This is a genomic window from Sphingopyxis bauzanensis, assembly GCF_002205675.1.
GTDB classification, from domain to species: Bacteria; Pseudomonadota; Alphaproteobacteria; order Sphingomonadales; family Sphingomonadaceae; genus Sphingopyxis; species Sphingopyxis bauzanensis.
Window position 1 is genome coordinate 993552 of the sequence record NZ_NISK01000002.1, and the last position, 24302, is coordinate 1017853.

Sequence of the window (24302 nt, forward strand, 5' to 3'; positions counted from 1 at the left end):
CGCGGTCGTCAGGATTCCCATTGCGCTAGGCCACCCTCCATGGATCAATCAATTCGATATCGCACGCCTCGAAATCCCGAATGTTTCGAGTGGCCAGCGCGGCCCCGCGGGAACGCGCGATGGCGGCTATCTGAGCATCGAACTGGCTGATCGGCCTGCCGAGTTGACGGCGTTCCGCAGCGATGGCCGCGAAGACGGGCGCCGCGTCCACGTCAAATCCGACAATTCGGCCCGCAAAATCTTCGGCAAACATGGCCATCGCAGCGGATTGCAGATCATCCCGACGCCGACCCGGGTCGAGTATGGCGATACCGAAGAGAATCTCCGCCTGCGTGACGGTCGTGACAAACAAGGACGTCGAAACTTGGCGGCTCAGCCAATCCATTACGCGAGGCGCTGGTGCGGGACGCAGCACCTCAGACAGAACATTGCTGTCGAGTACGATCACGACAGATCGACGGGCTCGCGCATAGGCTCGCGAGGCGCAAGTGAAAGATCGGCGCCGCCGAGCGGAGCGAAGCGAGCCCGTATCGCATCCGCAAGATTGGCTGTGCGCGGCGCGTCAGTCGAAAGGGCCGAACGCAAGATATCGCGCGCCTCTTCCTCCATTGAGCGGCCATGGGCGGCTGCCTGCATCCGCAGGCGCCGCTTGAGGCTTTCGTCCACATTGCGAATGGTCATGCTCGCCACCACACGTCTCCTTTGTTCTCATATTAGTCATTGATTGCGGAGATTTCAATGACTGCATTCGAGGTGATCGCCATGAACCTCCGTTCGTTTCAAGCCCTAGGCGGCCGGCGATTCCGGCACGTCTTTCTCGGCCGCGACCGCGCGCTCCAGCGCCGTCAGGTGTTCGGCGCACACCTGCTGAACGATCGCGCTGAGTTCTTGGACGCGTTCGCCAAGCCAGGCGAGGTCCTCGGCCTCGATCCTGTAATGTTTCGAATAGCGCGCCTTCACATAGGCCTCCTTCAGGAGGCTGAAGCGGCGGCGCGCTTCTTTCGCATCGTCCGGCCACACATAGACGAGGCGCGCGTCCAGCCTCCGCCCCTGCTTGCGGAGATTTTCGATATTGTGGCTGTGCGAGGTGTAGAATGTGCAGGTCAGCAACAGCGTATGATAGAGCCGCTCCGTTGCCTGATGAAGCTGGAACGCCGCCCATTTGTAACGATTCTTCTCGATCCCGAAGAGGTAGCCGTCAAAAAACTCGCCCGCGCTCGGGAACCACTCCTCATAATATTCGCGCGCCAGCTTCAGCGCGTCGGCAGGCCGCTTCGGCTTTGGCGTCGCAAGTTCGTTATCATCTGACTGGTAGAGGACGATACCGTCCTTCACGACGTCGAGAAAAAAGAAACGGCCGTCCGCGAGGTTGTTGTTCACCTGCTGGAGGGTATGCACGATCAGGCTGACTGGATGGCGAAGCCGGCCGAGGATGACATGATCTCGGCTGAACCGATCCTCGAGATTGGTCCAATATTCCGGTTCGGCGAGCTCGTCCTGGTTGACGATGACGAGGATGTCATAGTCCGACACATAGCCCTTCGTCGTCTGCGGCTCATAGATGCCTTCGCCGCGCGCGATCGACCCGTAGAGAATGACCTTCAGGATCCGGCCCGCCTTGCGATCGCCGCTGGCGAGCTTGTGCGCGTCTTCGAACTCCTCGAAAATCGCGCGGACAATCTGTTCGAGTTCGCGCTGATTCTTCGCGGGGAGATGGGATATGTCGGAACGCATGACGCTGCTACCTGCATGAGGGTGCGACGCTAGGCAATGGGTTTGCCATCGTCGCCGTCCAGGAAGTCGGCGGCACCGTACAGCGCCGTGTCAAGCGCGAGAAGCGCGCCCGCGAGTTCATCCTGCACTTCATCGGTCGACATAGCGAGCCGCGCGGCAATCCGCCCATAGTCGAGATCCTCGTGCGCATGGAGGAGGAAGACCTGGCGGGAAAGAGGCGGCAGCGCGGCGATGGCGGACGCCAACTGCACGGGATCGATGCGGTCAAAAGCGGTCACACCGGTTCGGGCGCGCAGCCAGCCGCTCAGCCAGATGCCGTCGCGGTCGACCCGCTGCCGCGCCGGATCGTCGACGCAGACACTGGCGTCGTCCTCCCAGTAGCGCCGCGTCGCGGTGACGAGATCAGGGGCGGCCTCGGCGCGGCCCCGTTCCTCGAGAAGGTGCTGCAGGCTGAGGGTGAGCGCATGGCGGCGGCCGCTGCCGCGAACCCAGCCGAGGAACGTGTCGTCAGCGGTCAACCGGCCGACAATCTGGAGGAGGAGTGCGCGCGAGATCGAGATGTCCATGGGGCTGTCCTTTCGGGAGGTCGGGACGCCGGGGGCCATCGCCAGCGCGTCCCTCTCCGCTCCCCTCCCCCTCTTCTCGATCGATCCGCCGCCCGCGGCGGGAAGCCGCCGAGCGCGCGACACCGAAGCGTGCGGACTACCTTTTTGGACCAAATATGTCGTGCAAGTTCAGGCAATTCTGATGCATTTTGGTCGGCCGCAGATCGGCCGAAGCCGATCGATTTCTGGAGGGGGTCAAGCGATGGCTGTGAGGGTTGGAGGTCGCTGGTACGAGCCATTGTCCTGCCCCCGCGCGCCATCGGACCGTGGGGCATGGACACCGGAGGGATGAAACCCGCCGGCGCCCGGCAGTTCGAGACCGCGAGGACCCATCCCTGTATCGAGGCCTCGGAGACGAAGGCGTTCGCCAAAGCGCTGCTCGCGGCAAACCGCGCGCGCGACGGAATATTGAGCGACGTCGGTTTTGCCGACGCAACCTGGATGTTACTGCTCGATCTGTTCGTCTCGCAAGCCCACGATGGCAGGCTTTCGCTATCGGATCTCTACACCTCGATCGACGCACCGAAGGCGACAACGCTGCGGACGATCGGACGCCTGGTCGATCAGGGCCACCTCCAAACCGAAGCCGATCCGCGCGATGGCCGCCGCACGCTGGTCCGGCTGACTGAGGAGACCTATCGCCAGATGTCCGAAGTGGTCGAGGAAATCCGCGGGATCATCGCGAACGCGCGAAGCGAAGTTTAGGCTGGAGACGTCGCCCACGATCCTAGCCGAACAGGGTTTTGTGGATTTTGATCGTCGGCACGATCGTCCACGATCGCTCCATCAGGCGGCTAATGCGGTATAGCCCTCCCCTCTGGGGATCGCGCAGGAGCACACGCCGACCACGTTTTGCTACGACGAATTCCTGCAGGACATTGCCGTCGCTGAACGTCATGGATTCGGGGAGCCGGATCCGGTCCCCATCGGCAAGCTGACGTGCGCGGAATTCTAGATTGGCGCGACAGCGCGTGCGCCATTCGCGGGCATATTCCTTGTCGGTCGGGGTTAGCAAATCGAGAATGCGGGCGGGGCAGTCTGCCTCGCATGGTCCCATGGATTCATCCATGTCCTTGTAGCCAAAGATGTAGCCGTCCTTGGCCCGGGGGTTCCAGCGAACCAGGCAGACAATGGCGAAGATCTCGCCGCCCTGCCCATTCGTCATCACCTGTGTCGCTGCATAATAAACCCGGTTTCCAGGGCAGATCGATGCGAGCACCTTGAGGCCGCGGGACGAACCATCGTCCTGCACCCGTTCGTACGTAAATTGGTCGTCGAGATAGGCTTTAGCCGATGCGTGGCCGCCCATTGAGCTTCGGGGCATGAAGAGCCATCGTATGGCGAACTCCTTCGTTGCTGTGTTGGAAGTGGTGAGACCGTCAGGCCGCGCAGTCGGCTGTCGAGCCGCCGCCGACATCCGCGCCCGCCGGCGCGTCGGAGCTGAAGGTCATCAGATATTTGAAGGCCTGCTCGGCCTTGGCCGCGGCGTGAATGATCGCGGTCTTGTCGCCGCGCAGGATGCCGAGCCAATGGCCAACATAGCTGGCGTGGCTGTCATGGAGGATATTGGGGAGTCCGAGTTGCGAGCAGCATAGGCCCGCGCCGATCTCGGCGACGAGTTCCTCGAACGAATATGCCGCGTCGCCGAAGCGTTTGCCGAATGTGCGGGCAAGCCTCCGAACGTGACCCGACCAGTGAACGGTCTCGTGGCAGCGCGTCGAGGCATAATGGTCGATGCTCGTGAACGCCGACCGGTTCGGCATCTGGATATAGTCGAACGTCGGTGAGAAATAGGCCTCGTTCCCACCGTGGCGAACGTCGGCGGGGATGGCCGTGAAGAAGGCATCGATCGCGGCCTGGTGGTCGGACGGCGCCGCCGGCGTCTCGGGCGCAGCGGCGTAGAAATATGCCGGCAAGCCGTCGATCTGGTCGGCGTTGAACACGATGTAGTGGCGGAGAAAGCGTATGCTGCGCACGACGTCCTGCCCGGTTTTGGGGTGCGCTTCGTGCTTCTGGAAAGAGGAGTAATAGACCGACACCGCGCCGGTTTCACCGCGACGCACATTGCCCCCCAGCGCTTCGGCCTGCCGATAGGTCATCCAGTAGCGGGACCGGTATCCCTCGGCATCGGCGATCGCCCACAGATAGAGCGTATTGATTCCGGTGTACGGCGTTCCGCAGTGACGCAGGGGCCGGCCGCCGGCTTGGCTCAAGCTCCAGGGGCGGGACCATGGCGGGACACCCTCTTCGAGTTTGTTGATGATGAGGTCGGTGATTTCGGCGGCGACGTCGCGACCAGGTCTGTTTGGCTGGGGCATGGCGCTTCTCGATGACGGCGAAGCGGGCTCTTCCCGCTCCTTCACTCCATCTCGTGCGCATCCCCTTTCCTTTTCCGGTTCCGATTGAGGGTCGCGAGCGTCGAAAGTGTCAGATTCCTGCGCAAAGATGGTGGTGCTTAACGGGTGCGTTGAACAACCGATCGTCATCCCGGCGAACCCGAGGCCACCGATGTTATAACTCGGCTGGCGTCGGGCGACGGGTTGTCGTTAGCGAAGTCGAGTATCCCCATCAACGACCCGTGAAGGGTCGCATGGATTTCGCCGCGTTTTGCTCCGGGATGCAGAACGATCTTGCCAACGAGTGCGCGAATGTCGCTCGAAGCATCGAGCCGCGTTTCCGGGTCCGCAAGTGTAGCAGTCAGCCGTTCCACCTTGCGCTTGTAGACTTCAGCGATGCCAGGGTGGATGTCTGGAACATTCTGCGGCGCCTCGACAAGACGTGCCGTGATTTCGGATTTTTCGCGTTCCAACTCGGCCATGCGCGCCTTCATGGCGGGCTGGTATAGTCCGTCCTCGATCGCGGCCATGATGCCCGCAAAGGCCTTGTCGATCTTCGCGAGTGCGCGCCGATCGGCATCGGCCTCAATCCGCCGCTCGCGGTTCACGCCGTTGATGTGCGCGGTATAAGCCGCAACCGCCGCCTCGATTTTGTCGGCCGACACGAGCTTGTCGGTCATGCCTGCCAGCGCCCTTCGCTCCAATAGCTCGCGCCGGATCGTCCGACCGTTGGTGCAGGCACGACCGCGATGATGACCGGCGCAGCCATAGCGGTCTCCGACGACGATCGAACAACCACCGCCGCAGACACCGCATTCAAGAAGGCCCGAGAGGAGATAGGCGGGCCGACGAGCGCCATGCAACGCGCGCCCCTGCGCGGCTTGCTTGATCCTCGCATGTCGCTCGGCCAGCGCCGCCTGCTGGCGCTTGACTGCTGCCCAGAGGTCATCGCTGACGATGCGAAGCTCTGGAGCCGCGTTCCGCACCCATTCGCCTTCGGGGTTGAGGCGCATGACTTGCTTGCCAGTGCTGGGGTCCTTCACACTGTGTTTATGGTTCCAGACGCGAGCCCCGACATAAAGCTCGTTGTTGAGGATGCCGGTCCCTCGGCGAATATCACCGCGGATGCTGGTATCGCGCCAAGCCTTGCGCGCGGGTCCGGATACGCCATCGGCGTTGAGGCCGCGCGCGATTGCGAGCGGGCTCTTGCCCGCCGCGAACTCGCGGAAGATGCGCTCGACGATCAGCGCCTGCGCAGGATCGATCTCGCGTTCGCCGCGCACCAGCTCGCCTTCGCTCGAAAGGCGGCGGATCATGCGATAGCCATAGCCCACCGCTCCGGCCGAGAATCCCTTCTCGACGCGCCCGCGCAGACCGCGATGCGTTTTCTTCGCAAGGTCTTTGAGGAACAGAGCGTTCATCGTCCCCTTGAGTCCGACGTGAAGTTCAGAAATCTCGCCTTCAGCGAGCGTGACCAGCGGCACCCGCGCAAACTGCAAATGCTTGAACAGTGTCGCCACATCGGCCTGATCGCGCGACACGCGATCGAGCGCCTCGGCGAGGACGATATCGAACTTGCCCGCCTGCGCGTCGGCGAGCAGCCGCTGGATGCCGGGACGCAGAATCATGCTCGCACCCGAGATCGCGGCGTCCTCATAGGCGGCTTCGATCTGCCAACCCTCGCGCGCAGCGCGTTCACGGCAGATACGCTGCTGGTCGGCGATCGATGCCGAACTTTGTTGATCGGAGGAATAGCGGGCATAGAGCGCGGCGCGGATCATGACATCTTCCTTTGGAGTAGAGGCAAGCGGACACGGCCCGCTTGCCTCGCTATGACGGTCTCGCGCGCCATGCCCTTAGGGTCAACGCTTGCGGCCCTTCGCATATTTACGGAAGATCATTGTCGTTGGCGGCTTTCCGGGCGCGAACATGCTCGCGCGCGATGTGCCGGCCGATCGCCTCGGCGATGCGCGTCAGGGCCGCGTCAACCTGAGCAGGACCAAGTGCGCAAGAGTTGTCATTCGCGGCCGTGAGCGGCCGCGAACGCGGCGCTTCGTCCTTTTTCATACCGGCCCATCGCCCATGGGCCGATTGTCATTTTCGGCGCGGTAGCCGGGCGGGTCGGCGATCCACCGATTGATGGCGGACTCCCACCACCCGGCACCATGTACGCTGATCTGCACCTGGGCGGGGAAGGTCCCCTCGGCGATCTTGCGGTAGAGGGTCGAGCGTGACAGTCCGGTGCGGTTGAGAACGGTGGGTAGGCGGATGATCCTTTCGGAGACGGGCATGGCATTTACTCCATCGGCTGGCTTCGGTTGGGCTCCCCTGGGTGTAGAATTGGCGATCCGCAAAAATCGCGCAAGAGTGCCAAAAATGGTGCCAAATGCCTCTGGCGTGTCCCGTCGTTTCTTGGCGTTGCCTGTCGGCTCCCGGCGTGCGTTTTTTGGGCGAATTTAATTTCCCATGCTGTCCCAGCGAAGAGGTTTGGTGCCAAGCTTTGCACCCTCTCGCGTCCACCCTAGAACGAAAGGGCCGATCCGACTCGGCTGTGTCTCTTGGGCGGAATAATCTGTTTTCCCAGCGGAGATCGGCAGCTTGGCGCCTCAAAGTTGGCGTTCGGCGGCAATTAATAACCGGCCAAGAGCGACCGTTGCGCTAGCCATAGAGCTGAACGTTTGATAATGTCTTCCCGCCCCTATCTTGGTAGATAATAGCCGTTAGTCGCTTCGTCGCGCCGCGCCGCGCCGGTCGAGACGAGCGTTTCCAACACCTGCTTTACGCGCTCTCGCCGCTTGGGCGTGTTCCGACCGCTGAACGCCGCCGCGAGCGTCGGCACGGCAACGGGCGCGGCGGCGCGCGCGAGAAGGTCGCGCACCGAGCGGATCTGGTCGAGGCCATCGCTGGGCCGTTTCACGTCCTCGACAATGACGGCCTCGCCCAGATCGGCCTCGATCTGGGTTTCACCCTTCACCTTGGCGGCGAAGCGCGGGCGCTGAAAGTCGGGGCGGAGCCAATGGACCGTCCCTGCTTTCTCCTCCGCAACGCGCGCCTGATTGAGCGCGATGAGGCGGACGAGCAAATCCTCCTCAGCCGCTTCCTGGTCTTCGCTTTTGTGCGGGCTGGGGGTGGTGCCGCCGGGCTTGCCAACCAGACGGTCGCCCAGGTCGTTCCAGCCATAAGCAGCGAAGACTTCACGATCGATCTCGTCGTGCAGTTCCTTGAGGATCGCGATCTGCCCCGCGTCATAGACGTCGCGCTCGGGGGGACTCAGCGGTTCGCCGATGCCCGCGTCAAGCTCCCGCATGCGCTCCAGCGCATTGTAGAGGCCCGTCATTGTGAGGAAGTCGTGCGCGGCAAGGCGTTCCTTGCGGAAGGCGTCGAGGCGTTCGCCGAGTTTTTCAACGACCGCACTGACGGCGACGAAGGGGAAAGGATTGAAGGTGTTGGTGTGCTGGTAAACGAGGTCGTTTCCGACACCCTGCCACCCGCCGGTCGCTTCTGCGAAAACCGTGTGCGCACGCGAACTCAAGGTTGCCAACACCCCGGCGCGGTTCGTTGCGATAACTCGCAGCTTCTGATCTGGAGCAGTGTCGGCATCCAAGAACACAAAGTAGCGGTGCTTCGCGGTTTCCGTCGTAACGATGAAACGGTCTAGGCCCGACAGCGCCGATCGCATCCCTTCGCGCGCCTCAGCAAAGATCCACCATTTGTCTCGATAAGATTTGCGCTTGTCTCGTGCCCGCTCGGGCAGGACCGTGTCGGTGAGATGCTGGAAAGCTTCCGGATAGCGATCGCGAAGTTCGTCACGCGACAATCCATAGAAATCGAGCGCTAAGACACCACGCGGCCGCTGCGCGAGGTCGCGCCCGTTGCGATATTTGAGAACGTGGCGAGTGCCGCCGCGGCGTATCGTATCCCTTACAACATCGGCACTAGGGGTTACGATAAAGCCTAAGCCGTAGGGCATGTAGCCCTTGTAAGCGATGCGATCATTGGCCAACGGATTGCCCATCTTCGACAGATCGGCCCCGAGCTTCAGCTTCGACGTCACCTTGCCCTCGCGCCGCTCCAGCTCGACCTTCGGCGTGTCGGTGTTCAGCTCCGCTTCGCTCACCACCTCTGCCAGTACGCCCTCATGGTTCCCCGCCTGTACCACCGTCATCGCGATCCGCACCGCCGCCTTGTCGGCGGACTTCATCCAAGGATGGTCGGGCACCGAATAGACAAGGCTCAGCGGCTCCTTGGCGCTCGTCCAGCGTTCGACGACACGGCGGCTGAAGGTCTGTGTTATCGAATTGGTGGTGATGAAGCCGAAGCGGCGTAGAGGATTGGCGGCACCCTTTTTTGACGGTTTCGCGGTCAGCTGCCGCGCGGCTTCGTCCCAGAAATGCATGACGAAATCAGCGCCGCCGGGCACGTTGGGCCGAACTTTCCAATACGCCTCAGCCTCGCCGTCGCCCAGTTCGGCGCGCATATCCTTGCCGCCAATAAAGGGCGGATTGCCGACGATGAATTCCGCCGCCGGCCATTCGGCGCGGCGCGGCTTGATGAAGCGATGGGTTTCCCGCCGTGCCGTCTCGTCGGGCACTTCCTCGCCGGTGACCGGGTGCAGCCTTTTCGTAACGCCGTCCCACAGGGTAATCAGGTTGCCCTGTGCGTCGCGCGCCAATTCCTTGCTGTCATAAGCGATCAGCGCATCCTGATGCCGGATCGTGCCATAGGCGTTGAGGATCGGCTCCGGGATGTCCTTCACGTCGACGGTCTTGAGCTGCCATTTGAGGAAGCCGATCCACAGCACTAGATCGGCGATCGGCACTGCGCGCGGATTGAGTTCCAGCCCGAAGAATTGGCGCGGGCTGACGGTTTCGCCGTCGAGCAGCAGCTTCGATTCGCTTTCGCCGAGGGCGTCGAGCGCATCAAGCACTTCGCCTTCGAGCCGCTTCATCAGCTCGAGGCTGACATAGAGGAAATTGCCCGTTCCGCACGCCGGATCGAGCACGCGGATCGTGCAGAGCCGATGGTGGAAATCGCGCACCGCCTGCAGCGCCTTGGCGTCATTGCCCTGACGGCGCAGATCCTCGACCCCGGCCTTCACTTCCTCCCAATCGGCGCGCAGTGGCTCCATGATGGTGGGGATGACCAGTCGTTCGACATAGGGGCGCGGGGTGTAATGCGCGCCGAGCTGCGCGCGCTCGGCCGTGTCGAGCGCGCTTTCGAGCAAGGTGCCGAAGATCGCCGGTTCGACGTCGCCCCAACCGCGCCGGGCGGCATTGTGCAGCTCGATAATGTCGTCCTGATCGAGCCTCAGCGCGCGGGAGTTTTTGAACAGCGCGCCGTTGAACCGTTTGACCGAGGCATTGAGATGCGGTGCGTAGCCGCCTGTATCCATGACCCGCCACAGGCTTTCGAGCGCGGGCGCGAAATGTTCGGGCGTCTCGATCATCTGATGCAGCAGCTTTTCGAAACCCTTGTTCGGGATCAGCCGCTCCGCCTCATTCTCGGGCCCGACATCCTCCGCGAACATCGTGAACAGGCAGCGCATCAAGAATTCGGCGATATCGATTGGCGCGTATTTCTTCTCCAGCCGCCTGGCGATGGTCGCGAGCCGGGCGGCGATGTCGCGCGTCACTTCGGCCGATTTGCGGGTGGGATTCAGCGATTGCGGATCGGTCCAGATCGCGGCCAGCCGCTGCTGCACGTCGGTGACGAGCAAATCGTCCATGGACAGCCGATAGCTGTGGCGATCGGGGAAGTGATCGTAATTCTTTCCGAGGCCGGAGAAGTCCGCATAGACCTCGATCACATTGCCGACATCGACGATCAGCAAAAAGGGCGGATAGCCGTGATCGACGGGTAGTGCGCGGGCATAATCCTCCGCCTGGCGCCGGGCGGCGATCATCACCTTGTCCCAGCTCTTGGTCCCGCGCTTGGCGTGGCCGAGCTTTTGTGCGGTCTCCAGCCCGGCTAGCGCGAGTTGCTCGGTTTCTAGCGCCTGTTGCCGCTTGGCGGATTGCTTCGCCTCGAGGACGAAGCACCCTTTCTTGTAGCAATCGATACGGCCTGTCGAACTGGTACCGTTTGAGTGGCGGAACGTGACGTTGCGTTCGAAGACGTAATCGTTGAACCGCGTTTCCTCACGCGCAAACTCGGGCTGAGGGAGGCACAGAGCACCTGTCATCCGTTCGACAAAAAGCTGATAATTTGACAATTCCGACCCGCCGGACGGCTTTACGTCTGCAATCAGCTTTTTCAGTCGCTCAGCACTGATTTTCCCTGGTTCCATGTCACGACGCTAATCAGCGATCAACTGGCTGACTAGCCCTGACTTAGGAAAATATCTCTATGTCTGTTTCGCTGGCTGCGACTAGAAGTAGCCATTCTGGGATCGGCCAGAGCGGTCCGACGGAAACGCGCCTGATTTCGGTCTTAGCCGGTCGCGAGGAGGCTGCCTGAAACCAGACGTTCCCGCATGTCTGAACACGGACTAGCAAAGCGCCCTTAGCAAATGAGTTTTTCAAAAGGAGCATTCATTGGAGGCGACATAAAGGGTCGGCTTTTCTCCTAAGACCGCTACGCACCCGGTCGATGTCACTTAATTGACGGCCACGATTGATTGAGAAGTGCCCGATGAGGGCCGTGGCGGGCTTTTTTGCTTCTTTCGGATCGCGCATTCGCGCCGCTTTCCACCATCTACGAGTGAACTTGCGGTGCGGCGCCGACAGGGATTCACAGGGGCGCCGACGCATGCTACCCTGCTCACCGGGCGCAGTTTGGACGATGTGGTTTTAATGGCGAGAAGTGATCTCCTTGTTTCGCTGGTGAAGGCCGGCGCATCCGGTGACAGGACCGCCCTGACCTCGACGGTCGAGGCGCTGGTTGCTGACGAGCGTGCGAAAAGCCATAATATCCTCGCTGACCGGCTGCACCGCGCCCTGCAATCATCGGTGCCGGTGTCGAGCTCGAGTGAGCTTCGCCGCACGCCCGTGCCGGGTCGCGATTTCGTCATCGAGTCCGAGCCGCGCGTGCGGCTCGACGAGCTCATCCTCACCCTTCCTGCCGAACAGTTGACGCGCCAGCTCGTCGAGGAGCAGCATCGCGCCGATCTGCTCCGCGCCCAAGGAATGCAACCGCGCCATCGCATCCTCCTCTCGGGGCCGCCGGGCAATGGCAAGACCTCGATCGCCGAAGCCGTTGCCGAGGCGATCGCTGTCCCGCTCCTCACCGTGCGCTATGATGCGCTCATCGGTTCCTATCTCGGCGAAACCAACGCTCGTCTTGCGCGCCTCTTCGAATATGTCCGCGCGACGCCCTGCGTCCTCTTCTTCGACGAGTTCGACGCCGTCGGGAAGGAGCGCGGCGACATTCACGAGACCGGCGAGATCAAGCGCGTCGTCTCTTTCCTGCTGATGCAGCTCGACCAGCTCCCGAGCTATGTCGTCGTCGTAGCGGCGACCAATCATGCCGAGCTTCTGGACCGCGCAGTCTGGCGGCGTTTCCAGTTACGCATCGATATGCCGAAGCCGTCTGCTGCTTCGACCGAGATCCTCATTTCGCGCTTCTTCGATGCCTGGCCCGAAGATCCCGGCATGAAAGCAGAAGACCTTGCCTCCCAAATGGGGCAATCAAGCTTTGCTGAGATATTCGAATTCTGCCAGAACATCCGGCGGAGGCATATTCTTTCGCAAGGAGGCGGGACGCTCAAGTCCATTCTCGCGCAGGAGCTTCGTCTCTGGAAAACAAGGATAACACCAGAGACCGATGGCGATTCCACCCCAGCTACCGCTACTGCGCCTGAACGCGCCGAGCGCCGTTCCAAGGCGAACCAGCGGCGGCTTCCCGCGAAGCCGTAAATTCACGCCCGACGAGCAGGCGGACACCGCCGCCGGCCAGAAGCTGACGCATCTGGCGGAGCTGCTCGACGACGACACGCCGATTCTCCAGCTTCAGGCCGACCCTGCCGCGCTGGCACCCGAGCGCCTTCTCGTCTTCGAGCTTACCGGCGGCATTCCCCAGTTCAGCCGCGCGGTGAGCCTGATTCCCGGCCTCGAATTTCTCGGCGCCGAGGATGTCGATGATGACGAGGATGTGGACCCGAATGCAGTCCTCTATCTCATGGTTCCGAGCGAAGGGGCCTTCCGCAACATCGTGACGCTGTGGCGCGGCTGGCGAGCCAATGGCACCGTCCCTCCGAACTACAGCGCATGGAAAGCGATGCTATCGCAGCTTCGCGACATCCGTCCTTGGGGGCCGCAGGACCGCGTGACGCCCGAAGACCGGGCGATCCTGGCGAGCGAGCTTCTGAACCCCGGCCCCGCGATGCGCGTCGAGGTCGAGCTCGTCTTTCGCCGGAGCGGTCAGGCGACCGAGCTACTCGCGCGCCAGCAGATCGCCGCCGCGGGCGGCGCGGTCATTTCGCGCTCGCGCATCGAAGGCGCGGGTTATCATGCGCTGCTGACCGATTTGCCACCCGCCGCCCTTGCTGCGGTCGTGGCCCAGAATCCCGCCGGTCTCGCCGGGTCCGAGGCGATCCTGCAGATCCGTCCGCAATCGATCTTCCAGCTGTTGCCCGCCGAAGAGGTCGGAAGCGGTGACGGGCCTCCGGCTGGTCCCTTGGAAGGCGATCCGATCGCGGCGATCTTCGATGCTGTCCCTCTGTCGCAGCACCCCCGCCTTGCCGGCAAGCTCAGCATGGACGATCCTTTCGACCTCGAACCGCTTGCGGTCGGTGCGCGCAAGCACGGCACGGCCATGGCGTCCGCCGTCGTTCACGGCGATCTCAATGCGGCTTGGGCGCGCGCGCTCGAGCGTCCAGTGCATTTTGTGAACATGCTCTACGCGACCGCCGACCCCGATCGGCCCGAGCAATTTCCCGATCTCCTGCCCGGCGACATGTTCGAGCGCGCGATCATTCGCATGCGCGAAGGCGAGGCGGCGACTGCCCGGCATGTCATCATCGTCAATGCCTCGCTCGGCGATCCGAACAAGTCATTTGCCGGGCGGCTTTCGGGCTGGGCGCGTGTCGTCGACTATCTCTCGGCCAAATATGGGATTCTCTTCGTCATCAGCGCTGGCAATCATATGGCGCCGCTTCGCACCGAGAATATGACCGCGGGAGCCTTCGAGGCGCTCGATGCGGGAGAGAAGGGGCGGCAGGCGCTCCGCGCGAGTTCGGCAGAGCTCACGACCCGGCGCGTTCTAGCGCCAGCCGAGGCGATGAACGCGATCACCGTCGGCTCGCTCAATGTTGACAATTTCGACTATCCGCATCCAATCCCGGCCGGCTATTTCGACGTCTGGGCCGATGCCAGTATGTGCTGCGTATCGAGCGCGCTCGGTCCTGGCCATAATGGCGCGATCAAGCCCGATATCCTCGCGCCGGGCGGCCGCCATTTCGTGCGGGTCATGCCGCAGGGCGACCATCATGACCTCAGCCCGCTCACGACCAACGCCGCCGCTTTTGCCGGGATTGGCGTGGCCTATCCGCCATCGCAAACATCAGTCGGGCCGAATGTCGTCGCGCGCTCCGTCGGCACGAGCGTCGCTGCAGCGATGGCAACCGGCGTCGCGGCGCGCGCGCACGAAGCGCTCGAAGCCGCTTATCCCGATTTCGGCGCGATCCCGGCTGTCCGGCGCGCGGCGCTTCTGAAAGCACTGCTGGTGCACAGCGCGCGGTGGTCCGATGCGCGCGATATGCTCGTCGAAGTCTTGGGCCCCGTTGGCGGACAATTTAGCTATCGCCAGAAGGACAATGTTCGGCGTTATCTCGGGCACGGCCTTTTCGACCCCGAACGGATCATCAATTGTGCCGACGACCGTGCCACCCTGTGGGCGGTCGGCTCGATCGATGCTGACCGGGGCCTTCGTTTCCGCATTCCATGGCCTGCGACCATGTCGGGGAAAGCGCAGCCGCATGGGCTCACCGCGACGCTCGCGTGGTTTTCGCCGCCGCGGCCCTCGACCGTCGCCTATCGCGCGGTCCGCATGAAGATCGTCGAGCCGGGGCAGCTTGGCGCCGCCGGGATCAGGGCCAACTCGGTCCAGCCCGATCCGAAACAGGCGCACAAAGGCACCATCGTTCACCGACGCTGGGACGGGGCAAGGGCGGCCGCGATTGCAGGCGACGGCTTCTTCGATCTTTCGGTGCAGCGCGAGGCCGACGATCTGGATCACGCATCCGCCTTTGCGCTTGTCGTGACGCTCGAAATGCCGGGTGAAATCGAGGTTTATAACGGGGTGCGCAATCGCGTGAATATTCAGCCCGCCGTGCCTGTGGGTATCTGAGGCGACGGCAAGCGGAAACCGACCGCGTCGCCAGTCAGACTTTCTCCCCCGTCGCTTGAATCATATCGCCCGCGCTCCAGCGCGCGAAGGTTGACGACAAGCCGCGTCTGATCCGCGTCGAAACCCGCGCCGGTCACGGATCGGACAAGCTGACCGACAAGATCATCGCCGAGGCGGCCGACAAATATGCCTTTGCGGCGAAATAGACCGGGTTCAACCTGGAATAGCGAGCGCGACGGCAGTGGACCCCTAGGCCTGCGCGCACGCCGCCGCGCCGCGGCATTGCCATTCTGGCGTGATATTTCCTTGGCAGCGGCAACGCCGGCGCGGCATGGCTTTCCGGTTGCTTTCTGTCTCGACGACATTGGGAGATCATGTGGACTATATCGACCTGCACCGCCGCTTTGCCCGCATCGAGCCCGAGCGGCCCTTTTCGGCCGAAGCCTGGCAAGGGGCCGCGGGGCCATTTCTGGGCGGGCTTGGATGGGTCGAACTGCTCGAACGGCCGCGCGTCGTGGTCCTCGCTGAGGCGTCGGCGGGAAAGAGCGCCGAATTTGTGGCGCGGGCCGAGACGCTGCGAAGGGAAGGCAAATTTGCTTTCTATGTGACCGTCGAGGCGCTGGCGAGCCATGGGCTAGACCGTTCGCTGGGCCGCGACGAGGCCGAGCAATTTGCCGAATGGCAGCAGAGCGATGCGACGGCCTGGTTCTTCCTCGATTCGGTCGACGAGGCACGGCTCAACCAGAAAAGCGTCGATCTCGCGCTGGGCGGCTTTGCGCGCGATCTGGGCCCATCCTATGACCGCGCGCGCATCCTCCTCTCCTGCCGCGGCACGATATGGAGCGGCACGTCCGACCTCGAGCTCGTGCGCAAGACGCTCCGGGTCCGCCCCGCGCCGCGTCCGCCGGTCGATCCCGACGAGGCGTTGCTCGGCAATGCCGAGACCGCGGTCGTCGAACCGGTCAAGACCGAACAGGTCCCTGATGTCACGGTCGTTGCGCTTACCAAGTTGTCGAACGTTCAGCGCAAGGCGCTTCTCAGCGCGGCCGATATTCCCGAGATCGAGCATTTCGAGAGCCAGCTCTTCGCACGCGGTCTCCAGCAACTCGCTGATCGCCCCGGCGATCTCCTGACGCTTGCGGGCTATTGGCAGAAATATCGCAAATTCGGTAGCCTGTCCGAAATGCTCGATCTTGGCATATCCGAGCGGCTTGCCGAGCGCGGCGACGCCCGGCGCACCCTGTCGGGCCGGACCGATGATGAGATGCGCGCCGGTGCCGAGCGGCTCGCCGCCGCGCTAGTGCTCGGGCGCTCGATGAACCTCAATCTGCCCGGGCAGTTGCCGACCGACGCATCGGCGCTCGATCCGCGGGAGATATTGAGCGATTGGCTGCCCGCCGACGTCGAGCGGCTGCTCGAGCGCGGTCTCTTTGTGCCTGCGACCTTTGGCCTCATCCGCTTCTATCATCGCTCGGCGCAGGAATATCTCGCCGCCTGCTGGTTCCGCCGCATGGGGGCGCGGCTGACCGATCCAGAACTGCATCGCATTTTCCTCGCCGATGCGCTCGGCATCCGGACCATCCCGCCGTCGCTGCGCGCAAGCGCCGCATGGCTCGCATTGTGGCGTCCGAGCCTCCGGCAACATTTGCTGGAACGCGAGCCACTTGTCCTCCTGTCGCATGGCGATCCGGGCGCACTCACGCTCGACGAAAAATCACGGCTGCTTGCAAGCTATGCCGACCGGGATGCGCGGGGCGATATCGCCTCTTCGCGAATCGACCACCAATCGCTTTGGATGTTCGCCGAGCAGGATCTGGCGCCCGCAATCAATGCCGCAGTGGCAGCGAACGATCGTCCCGATTTCCGGTTCGAGATGCTGCGTCTCATCGAGGAAGGCGAGATCGCCGGCTCCGTGGGCATCGCGCGCGCCGCGGCGCTCGAATCGTTCGAACGCCCCTATCATTGCATCGTCGCGACCCGGATATTGAAACGGCTGAACGATGATGCAGGGCTGAAGGCGGTCGCGGCACATAGCCTCGCCCATGTCGACAAGCTCGGCGCCGAGCTCGCGCCAGCGCTCGCCGTCGAGCTCTTCCCCAACTATTTCTCGGTCGACGATCTGCTCGCAATCATCGCACTTAGTACGCCCGGACGGCAATATCAGTCCGAAGGCTTCGGCGAGGAGCTGGTGCTTCTGTTCGATGCCTGCCCTGGTGCCGCGGATCGCACCCGCCTGATTGCGGGGCTTGCCGCGCTGCCTTTCGAACCGCCGCTGGCCGAATGGCCCAAATTGTCGGATCGTCATCGTCGTCTCACGGCACGGCTTGCGCCGGTCGCCGCTCGTGCCCTCGTCGACGCCGATCAGATCGATTATGGTCCGGCGCTGATCCGGTTATTGATGGCGGTCGAGCGAGCCGGAATCGATCGTCAGGATGAACCAAGCACCCCCTTGACCAGCCTCGTCGCTACGCGTCCGGCGCTGAAAGAGACGCTTTTCTGGGCCGACGTCGCCGAGGCCGACCGCGAGGTGGATCAGGAAAAGCCGGTCGCGATCAGGAACTGGCGCCAAGTCTGGCCGGGCTATCATATTCTCTGGTCATTCGTGCCCGACGACCGGTCCTGGCTCGAAGCCGGACTTCACCGGCCCGATGCGGATGAGCGCGAGGTCGCGCTGAGCGGGCTCATCAGCCTTGCGCGCGCGTCCACTGACGATGAAGCCGCGCTCGATGCGCTGGCGGAACGGGTTGCCGATGACGCGAGGCTGTCGGAAGTCCTTGCCGAGGCACGGCGGCCGGCGGTCGAGGACGAACGAACGCGCAAGCTTCGCGAAAAGCATCAATTCCATGTCCAGCGAGAGAAGGCGCAGAAGCTGCGCGACGACCAATCCTGGCTCGATCTTCGCGACCGGCTGCAAGCCGACCCCACGCGGCTCAAGGACCCCGATATATTGCAAGAATGGCCCGGGCCGCATAGCCTGCTGCGGCTAACGGACTGGCTCGCGGCGCGCCAGAGGCGTGGCCGCGATGCCGGGATGCGGGATTGGGAGATGCTTCGCGATGCCTTCGGCGATGCTGTCGCCGACGCCTATCGCGCGGGGCTCGCGGTCCTCTGGCGCGTCACCCCGCCCGAGCGGCCCGAAGCCACCACCGATGGCAAAAAGTCGATCAAATATTCGATCATCCTGTCGCACGACGCGATCGGGCTCGAAGCCGCCGAGGACAAGCAGTGGGCGCGCAAGCTCTCGCCCGCCGAAGCCGATATCGCGGCGCGCCACGCCTGTCTTGACGAGCAGGGCACGGCGCGCTGGATAGGCGATCTGCTCGAAAGCCATCCCGACGTCGTGACGCCGCATGTCGTAAAGGAAGTCCGGCGCGAATGGACGCGGGGTTCCGAATTCCGGCCGATGCTCGAGCTGGCGGCGAGCGGCATGATGATCCCGCCCCTGCTGCGCGCCACCTTGCTCGCGCTCATTCGCTCAGGGCAAAACATGTCGCCCGAGCTCATGGCGACGACGGCTCGGATCCTCGGGCGGCTCGACCTGTCAGCGGATGAGCGGCGCAGTCTGGCGCGCCTTTTCGACCGGCGCTTTGCGCTTCATCGCGAAGCGGGCGGATGGGATGCGCTGGTCAATTGCGTCGCTACCCTCTTCCTTCTCGACCAGAAGCTCGCTGCCCGGCGTGTGCTCGAACTGCTCGCTGCCGAGCGCCGGCGTCGCCACAAGTCGCGTGCCTATCAGCTCCTGTCGCGCCTGTTCGGCCGTCACCGCGGCATCGTCGGCGCCTTGGGCGAACTCGATCCCGCGACGCTGGCGCCGCTCATTCTCGAAGCCTATCGTGAACGCGCGCGCGTCGTCCCGTCCGATCCCAACGATGAGGATGAGGATGGGGGCGTCAGCGATCGCTTCGACGAAGCTGGCGGCCTGGCATTGAACGCCCTGCTCGAAAGCGAGGGCGCCGACGCGCATTGGCATATGCTCTGGCTGTCGCGGCAGTCCGCCGTCGGCAAAAGCGCGCATCGTCTCCGCGAGCTTGCCTATGGTATGGCCGAACGGAATTCAGAGCGGCCCCCGTGGAAGGCCGATGCGCCGCGCCGCTTCGAGGAGAAAATGCTCGCGCCGACCGCGACCGGCGACGATCTGATGGGCGTCGTGCTCGATATTCTCGAGGCCATCGATGCGAGTTTCGAGGAGGCCGATATGTCGTCGCGCAAGGTCGTCGAAACGGCAGTGCTTGAAAACGCCGTCCAGGACTGGCTCGGCGAGGCGCTCAATCTGCGCAGCGAGGGGCGCTTCCATGCCCATAAGGAAGCGCAGATTACGTATGGCGATCGGCCCGACCTCACCATCACCTCGACCAGTTCGACCGATCAGCTCGCGATCGAGGTCAAGCATGGCAGCAAAGGGTGGTCGCTCGTCGACCTTCGGGCGGCGCTCAAGGACCAGCTCGCCGGCAAGTATCTTCTGCCCGCCGTGCGGCGGCACGGCATATTGTTCATCAGTCACCACAAGGACGCCCGCTTCTGGCGCGATAAGGCGCAGCGCCGCACTGCGCGCTTTCCTGACGTCATCGCCGAGCTTCAGCGGCTGGCCGACACCATTACCGAGAATAGCAATGGCCCGGTGCGGATCGCTGTGCGGGGGGTCGATGCGACGCCCGGGCGGCGGCCGAAACGGGATGCAAGCGAAGGGGGGGCGGGCTGACAGGGAAGCGGGACGGCGCCGGCCGAGGTCAAGGGTGTGCCGGCGCTCGCCCGGTACCGCGCAAGCGCCGCGCGCACGCCTTCGGCATTCTTGCCGGCGGCGATCAGCAGGTCGGCGGCCGCCTCATAAGCTTCGGTAGGGGACTCCCAAAAATTCGCGTCCGCCTCGATCGAGAGCCCGAGGATTTTTCCCGCGCAGGGCGCCAACTCGAGTTCGAGTGGCGTGAAGCCGGGCAGATCGTCGATATTGGGGGTCGGGTCCGTCATCGGGCGGGTCCCTGCAGGATCAGGGTTCCCACGTTCGCGGTTATGGCGGTCAGATCAGGACGTCGGCGAAGGCGGGCGCGACATGCTTTTCCCAGACATCGACGCCGCTCAGCCCGGTGACGCCGGCGCTGTTGATCTGTTCGAGCGGGAGGTCGCTCAGGCGCGTTCGGATCTGTTCGATGTCTTCGGATAATTTCTGCGCGGTATCTGGAGGAATTGAGATGCCCGCGTAGAGGCTGCCGCCTCTCCAAGAGCGCATTTCTCTCTTGGCCCTTCGGGCCGGTGGCCGGGAAAGGGGAGGCGATGGGTCTATCAGATCGAGATAGTCGTATCGCTCTTGTGATGCTCCCGGATGGCTCCGGCGGTGTCGAGCAGGACTTTCGTATTCCGGTAGCGTGTATAGGTTTTCAGCGATGCGAGAGCGACGTTGGACACCGAGGTAACCGATGTATCGGCGATCGATTCAAACAGGTCGGAGAACATCGCCTGTCCCTTCACCGGTGCGGAAAACACCTTGGCCATGAACCGCGAGGAGAAGGAGCGGCTTTCGTCGACAAACTCCTTCCAGGTGTTGGAAACCAGCGCTTTCGCCTTGAGCTCGCCGAAGGCCTCCGCCAGCGCAATATCGAATTCCTGGATATAGGTCGCCGAACTGCCGCTCGCGACGCCCGCTTCATAGCCTTCGACGGCCTTGAGGATGCTCGTGCGAAGGGCGGCGAAGATCACGTCACGGTCTCGAAGCTCCAGCAGCGTTTCATTGGTGAGTTTGGCGGGATTGAGAATGAATCCTGTCTCGAAGGCGAGGCTCTGGTGAACATATTGAAGCTCGCGAGCCTTCAGGCCCTGATCGATGCTCTGGCAGAAACGCTCATAGGAACCGAGCGTATCATAATCCATCAGCGGAATGACGATATCGGGAAGGAACAGGCTCGCGACTTTATTCTCAGCATGCCCGAGCCAGCCCTTTGCACCGAGCGGGCCTTCAGGCACAGGCAGCTCATATTCAGTGTCGGAGACGAGCTTGACCCGCTTCTCGAACTCCTCGGGGCCGAGCGCGGCCTGCCACATCAGGTTCGAGGCGAACCCGGCGGGCTGCGATCCGTCGCTAGCCGGCGCGCGCGTTCGTGCCAGCTGGGCCGGGACAACAAGGCCTGCTTTGATCAATGGGCGCAACGACATCAGATGCGCGAGCCCCGTTTCGGCAACCCCTCGGTCGATCGATCGTCCGTCGCGGATCGCCTCTTCGAAGGGATCCCAGAAGAGGATGGCATCGGCAAACATCAAGAGCGAGCGAACCCGATCGAGATCGCGAAGTCCCATCATGATGAAGATGCCTGGATCATGTTTGCACTGACTGCGCAGCGGGATCTCGATTTCGCTGGCCGAGTTGAGGTCGCGGAACCCGTCTTCGGGATCATCGGTATAAAGTACGCTGCCCGAGAGAAGCCCGCTGCTTTCCGGGGACCAATTGTCGTAGAAGCGGCGCAGCGTCGCGGTCAGATCGGCAAGCTCGAAAGTCTTGCCTTTTATCGCGGCATCGACTGGGCAACCGATCGCTCCTTCGATCGCCGCCAGATATTCTCGTCCCAGATTTTTGAATCGCGGTTTGAAAGCCATTGCCTCACCTCATTGAGCATTCATACCGCGCAAGGGCCGAGTGCATAGGTCGTTTCTGCGCTGGAGTGAGGAATCGCCAAGTAGAGGGCACTCTCGCTATTCGAACAGTGTTGGTGGCCACCGGCATAAGAGGGCCGACTCGGCGGCCGTTGACTTGGCGGTAGCCGCGCGCGGCGATAACCGAAGTGGATCCGGCCCCACGAGGATAGAGCGGGAATGACAGCTATGGCCTCGTGTCTCCCCAAAACCTGCCTGGCCGCAACCGGCCATTTTTGACCAAAATGAGAAGCTAGATGGCGTTTGGTTAGTCACGCATATCCGCTCAAGCCGTTGCGGTGCGGATCACCGCCGGAAATTATCCCACCGTATTGTGCCCGGTAATCTGTTCTTGCCAAAGCGGGCGAACTTCCCGAAGATTCTCCCCAATATGCGTACCGACATCGATCATCTTCCTGCCGCGAAGCAGCGCGAGCTTGAGCGCATCGTCGAGATGCTGTTTGACGAGTTCGGGCAGGCAACCGAAAATGCGACCGGGCGGCGCAAGGGCGCCCGTATCCTTAAGATCATATTGTTCGGATCGCATGCGCGCGGCGACTGGGTTGATGCGCCGATGTCGGCGAACCAGTATAAATCCGACTACGACATCCTCGTCATCGTCAGCCAAAAGGAGCTGACCGACCGAGCCGCTTATTGGGCGAAGGCCGACGAACGCCTGATCCGCGCCTACACGATCGAAAAGACGCTGCGCACGCCGGTCAATTTTATCGTCCACTCTCTGCACGAGGTGAACGACGGGCTCGCGCATGGTCGCGTCTTCTTCATGGAAGTCGCGAAGGACGGAATCGCGCTCTATGACGCTGATGGTCGGGAATTGGCGACACCGAAGCCCAAGACGCCGCAGCAGGCCGCGGAAACGGCGAAGGAATATTTCGAAGAATGGATGCCAAGCGCCGCCGGATTTCTCGATACCTCGAAATATGCAATGAGCCGGGGTCGGTTGAAGGAGTCGGCTTTCCAGCTACATCAAGCTACAGAACGTCTGTACGGTTGCCTTCTGCTCACGTTGACCTTCTACACGCCCTACAACCACAATATCGCCTTCCTGCGCTCGCTCGCCGAGGGGCACGACCGGCGCGTCTATGGGATCTGGCCAGAAACCACCCACCGTGAGCGCGCGATGTTTCAGAAGTTGAAGGAAGCTTACACCAAGGCCCGCTACTCAAAGCATTACAAGATCAGCGAGGACGAGCTGACTTGGCTCGGGGCATGCGTCGAGGAGCTAGGTCGCGTTGTCCATCAGGTCTGCACCGAAAAGATCGACGAACTCGAAAAGGCGATACGCGAATAGGTTGAAAGGGCAAAATCGGGAAGCCGGCGGTCACCCAGAAGGGACAGGATGCTCCCAGTCCTCCCAGTTCCACGGCAGCACCGTTTGAAAGAATGTCTTTTGATACAGGTCCGGCTCCGTCAAAGCACCCGCGTACCCAAGCGCCTTGGCGCGCTGCTGCCGTTCGACCAATTCGAATCTTACTAGCCGGGGATCAAACGTCACTTCCTCAATGAAGTCGTTTGGGTTGATGTTCACCGTCATGGCTTTGTCGATCTCGCGTTTGTCATCACAGACCCAAATGAGCCTAACTTCATCTTCATGGGAGAAAGCTCTCCGCTTCAGCAGAAGTCACTGCGCACGATTCTCGCCACGACCGATTTCGACTGGCCCTTGGTTAGCTAAGTTGTTGACCACTTTTTGACACGCATCTTCCTCCTCCAGATACTCGACGCGGCCTAGATAGAATTTCCCCCATGCTACTCGTCCGGCCCACTCCGATAATGCCGTACTCAACTTGCGCGGTGTAGTGCGGACCATGACCCCTTCGTTGCGTGGTTCGGAATTGCGGCGATGGAGCGGGTCGATCGTTACCCGCGAATAGGCGCGCAAAAGAGAGTCCGACTTGCCTTCGAAAGACCAGCATTGGCAGCGCGCTGGATGAAGATAGCCGTTCAATCCTTTCTGCTTATGATCGGGTCGCTGCATCATGATGCTGGCTGGGATGTCCTCGCGCGGATCCTCCCATAAATTCGGCGAGACCAGCACAAGCCGCTTCACGCGCAGCATGTCTTCAAAGTGCCAGAGAGGGAAAATACGATAAAGGGGGCGGTCCAGATCACCGTCCAATCGAATAGGCACAGCAGGGCCAAAATCATCCATGTTCGCAATGATCCAATACCAGCGGATTTGGCCAAACCCAATCTCAACAGCGGTCGAAAACTATCCCCTGAATGTTACCAAAATAGACCAGTTCGGTATAACGGCCTTCGATCCCCTTGCCCACCTTGTCCCGAGTCCCTGATTCTGGCATAACCTCGCCCACGGGATGAAGTGACTGGCGGTCATCCCGAGGATAACCCTGCCAGGCATCATGTAGGTTCGGCCATAACGGTCGGGCAGTTGCTGATCGCCGCAATAGCGGCCCAGCGGACACCGCTTGCACATCCGCGCGACAACGCGCGGGCCGCCGCTGTGCGAGCTTACCATGACCACCCCACCGAACGACGTTTACGCGCGCGAAGTCGTACTGGCGCGCGTCGGCCATCTTGTCCGCCGCAAGCAGCGCGAGATCGAAAAGATCACGCGCATCCTGCGAAGTTTCTTCGATCCAAATCAGGTGCAAGCACCCGAGCCGGGCCAGATCAAACGCATCATCCTGATCGGTCCCTATGCGCGGCGATCCTGGTACGAAGACAGTCGGACGATCGACTT

Annotated in this window: 19 protein-coding genes and 1 pseudogene; 6 read left to right on the forward strand and 14 right to left on the reverse strand. The window is 62.4% G+C overall.

What is annotated here, in order from left to right; all coding sequences use genetic code 11:
* Positions 1-25: 25 nt before the first annotated feature.
* From CDQ92_RS11245 to CDQ92_RS11260, 4 genes are all read right to left on the reverse strand, one after another.
* Complete coding sequence (locus tag CDQ92_RS11245) at positions 26-448, reverse strand: type II toxin-antitoxin system VapC family toxin (RefSeq protein WP_088441421.1); 423 nt, start codon at positions 446-448, stop codon at positions 26-28.
* Positions 445-681 (reverse strand): FitA-like ribbon-helix-helix domain-containing protein, encoded by a 237-nt coding sequence (locus tag CDQ92_RS11250; protein WP_373289685.1) that lies wholly within the window; start codon positions 679-681, stop codon positions 445-447. The genes CDQ92_RS11245 and CDQ92_RS11250 overlap by 4 nt, the downstream gene beginning before the upstream one ends.
* A gap of 105 nt (positions 682-786) precedes the next feature.
* Positions 787-1734 (reverse strand): HEPN domain-containing protein, encoded by a 948-nt coding sequence (locus CDQ92_RS11255; protein ID WP_088441423.1) that lies wholly within the window; start codon positions 1732-1734, stop codon positions 787-789.
* A 29-nt stretch (positions 1735-1763) separates the two neighbouring features.
* Positions 1764-2300 carry a sigma factor-like helix-turn-helix DNA-binding protein gene (locus tag CDQ92_RS11260; protein ID WP_158213827.1) on the reverse strand — a complete coding sequence of 179 codons (537 nt, stop codon included), beginning with the start codon at positions 2298-2300 and terminating at the stop codon, positions 1764-1766.
* A gap of 312 nt (positions 2301-2612) precedes the next feature.
* Here CDQ92_RS11260 and CDQ92_RS21155 point away from each other — a divergent pair, with 312 nt between their 5' ends.
* Complete coding sequence (locus CDQ92_RS21155) at positions 2613-3044, forward strand: winged helix DNA-binding protein (protein WP_158213828.1); 432 nt, start codon at positions 2613-2615, stop codon at positions 3042-3044.
* A 22-nt stretch (positions 3045-3066) separates the two neighbouring features.
* Here CDQ92_RS21155 and CDQ92_RS11270 read toward each other — a convergent pair whose 3' ends face one another.
* The 6 genes from CDQ92_RS11270 to CDQ92_RS11295 all read right to left on the reverse strand — a co-directional run bounded on the left by CDQ92_RS11270 (position 3067) and on the right by CDQ92_RS11295 (position 10961).
* On the reverse strand, positions 3067-3678 hold the full coding sequence (locus CDQ92_RS11270; RefSeq protein WP_088441553.1) for a DUF6927 domain-containing protein: 612 nt from the start codon (positions 3676-3678) through the stop codon (positions 3067-3069).
* Between the two features lie 40 nt (positions 3679-3718).
* Positions 3719-4657 carry an ArdC family protein gene (locus tag CDQ92_RS11275; protein ID WP_088441425.1) on the reverse strand — a complete coding sequence of 313 codons (939 nt, stop codon included), beginning with the start codon at positions 4655-4657 and terminating at the stop codon, positions 3719-3721.
* Between the two features lie 164 nt (positions 4658-4821).
* On the reverse strand, positions 4822-6456 hold the full coding sequence (locus CDQ92_RS11280; RefSeq protein WP_088441426.1) for a recombinase family protein: 1635 nt from the start codon (positions 6454-6456) through the stop codon (positions 4822-4824).
* A gap of 106 nt (positions 6457-6562) precedes the next feature.
* Positions 6563-6742: a hypothetical protein gene (locus tag CDQ92_RS11285; protein WP_088441427.1), complete on the reverse strand. Its 180-nt coding sequence runs from the start codon at positions 6740-6742 to the stop codon at positions 6563-6565.
* Entirely contained in the window at positions 6739-6966 is a 228-nt protein-coding gene (locus CDQ92_RS11290) for a helix-turn-helix transcriptional regulator (RefSeq protein ID WP_039574441.1), read from the reverse strand. The genes CDQ92_RS11285 and CDQ92_RS11290 overlap by 4 nt, the downstream gene beginning before the upstream one ends.
* Before the next feature lie 407 nt (positions 6967-7373).
* A complete protein-coding gene (locus tag CDQ92_RS11295; RefSeq protein WP_088441428.1) occupies positions 7374-10961 on the reverse strand; it encodes a class I SAM-dependent DNA methyltransferase in 3588 nt (1195 codons plus the stop codon).
* A gap of 505 nt (positions 10962-11466) precedes the next feature.
* Between CDQ92_RS11295 and CDQ92_RS11300 the strand changes: the two genes are divergently transcribed.
* From CDQ92_RS11300 to CDQ92_RS11310, 3 genes are all read left to right on the forward strand, one after another.
* A complete protein-coding gene (locus CDQ92_RS11300; protein ID WP_088441429.1) occupies positions 11467-12528 on the forward strand; it encodes an AAA family ATPase in 1062 nt (353 codons plus the stop codon).
* Positions 12437-14959 (forward strand): S8 family peptidase, encoded by a 2523-nt coding sequence (locus CDQ92_RS11305; RefSeq protein ID WP_201792045.1) that lies wholly within the window; start codon positions 12437-12439, stop codon positions 14957-14959. Before CDQ92_RS11300 ends, CDQ92_RS11305 begins: the two co-directional genes overlap by 92 nt.
* Before the next feature lie 376 nt (positions 14960-15335).
* A complete protein-coding gene (locus CDQ92_RS11310; RefSeq protein WP_088441430.1) occupies positions 15336-19658 on the forward strand; it encodes a hypothetical protein in 4323 nt (1440 codons plus the stop codon).
* Between the two features lie 315 nt (positions 19659-19973).
* Here CDQ92_RS11310 and CDQ92_RS11315 read toward each other — a convergent pair whose 3' ends face one another.
* Positions 19974-20183 (reverse strand): hypothetical protein, encoded by a 210-nt coding sequence (locus CDQ92_RS11315; protein WP_088441431.1) that lies wholly within the window; start codon positions 20181-20183, stop codon positions 19974-19976.
* A 53-nt stretch (positions 20184-20236) separates the two neighbouring features.
* Entirely contained in the window at positions 20237-21541 is a 1305-nt protein-coding gene (locus CDQ92_RS11320; protein ID WP_088441432.1) for a hypothetical protein, read from the reverse strand.
* Between the two features lie 427 nt (positions 21542-21968).
* On the opposite strand from CDQ92_RS11320, the gene CDQ92_RS11325 reads away from it, so the two are divergent.
* Entirely contained in the window at positions 21969-22889 is a 921-nt protein-coding gene (locus tag CDQ92_RS11325) for a nucleotidyltransferase and HEPN domain-containing protein (RefSeq protein ID WP_088441555.1), read from the forward strand.
* A 30-nt stretch (positions 22890-22919) separates the two neighbouring features.
* Here CDQ92_RS11325 and CDQ92_RS11330 read toward each other — a convergent pair whose 3' ends face one another.
* On the reverse strand, positions 22920-23132 hold the full coding sequence (locus tag CDQ92_RS11330) for a hypothetical protein (RefSeq protein WP_088441433.1): 213 nt from the start codon (positions 23130-23132) through the stop codon (positions 22920-22922).
* An 87-nt stretch (positions 23133-23219) separates the two neighbouring features.
* Complete coding sequence (locus CDQ92_RS11335) at positions 23220-23750, reverse strand: hypothetical protein (RefSeq protein ID WP_088441434.1); 531 nt, start codon at positions 23748-23750, stop codon at positions 23220-23222.
* A gap of 325 nt (positions 23751-24075) precedes the next feature.
* Between CDQ92_RS11335 and CDQ92_RS11340 the strand changes: the two are divergent.
* Positions 24076-24302, forward strand: a pseudogene (locus CDQ92_RS11340) (hypothetical protein); the annotation flags it as partial.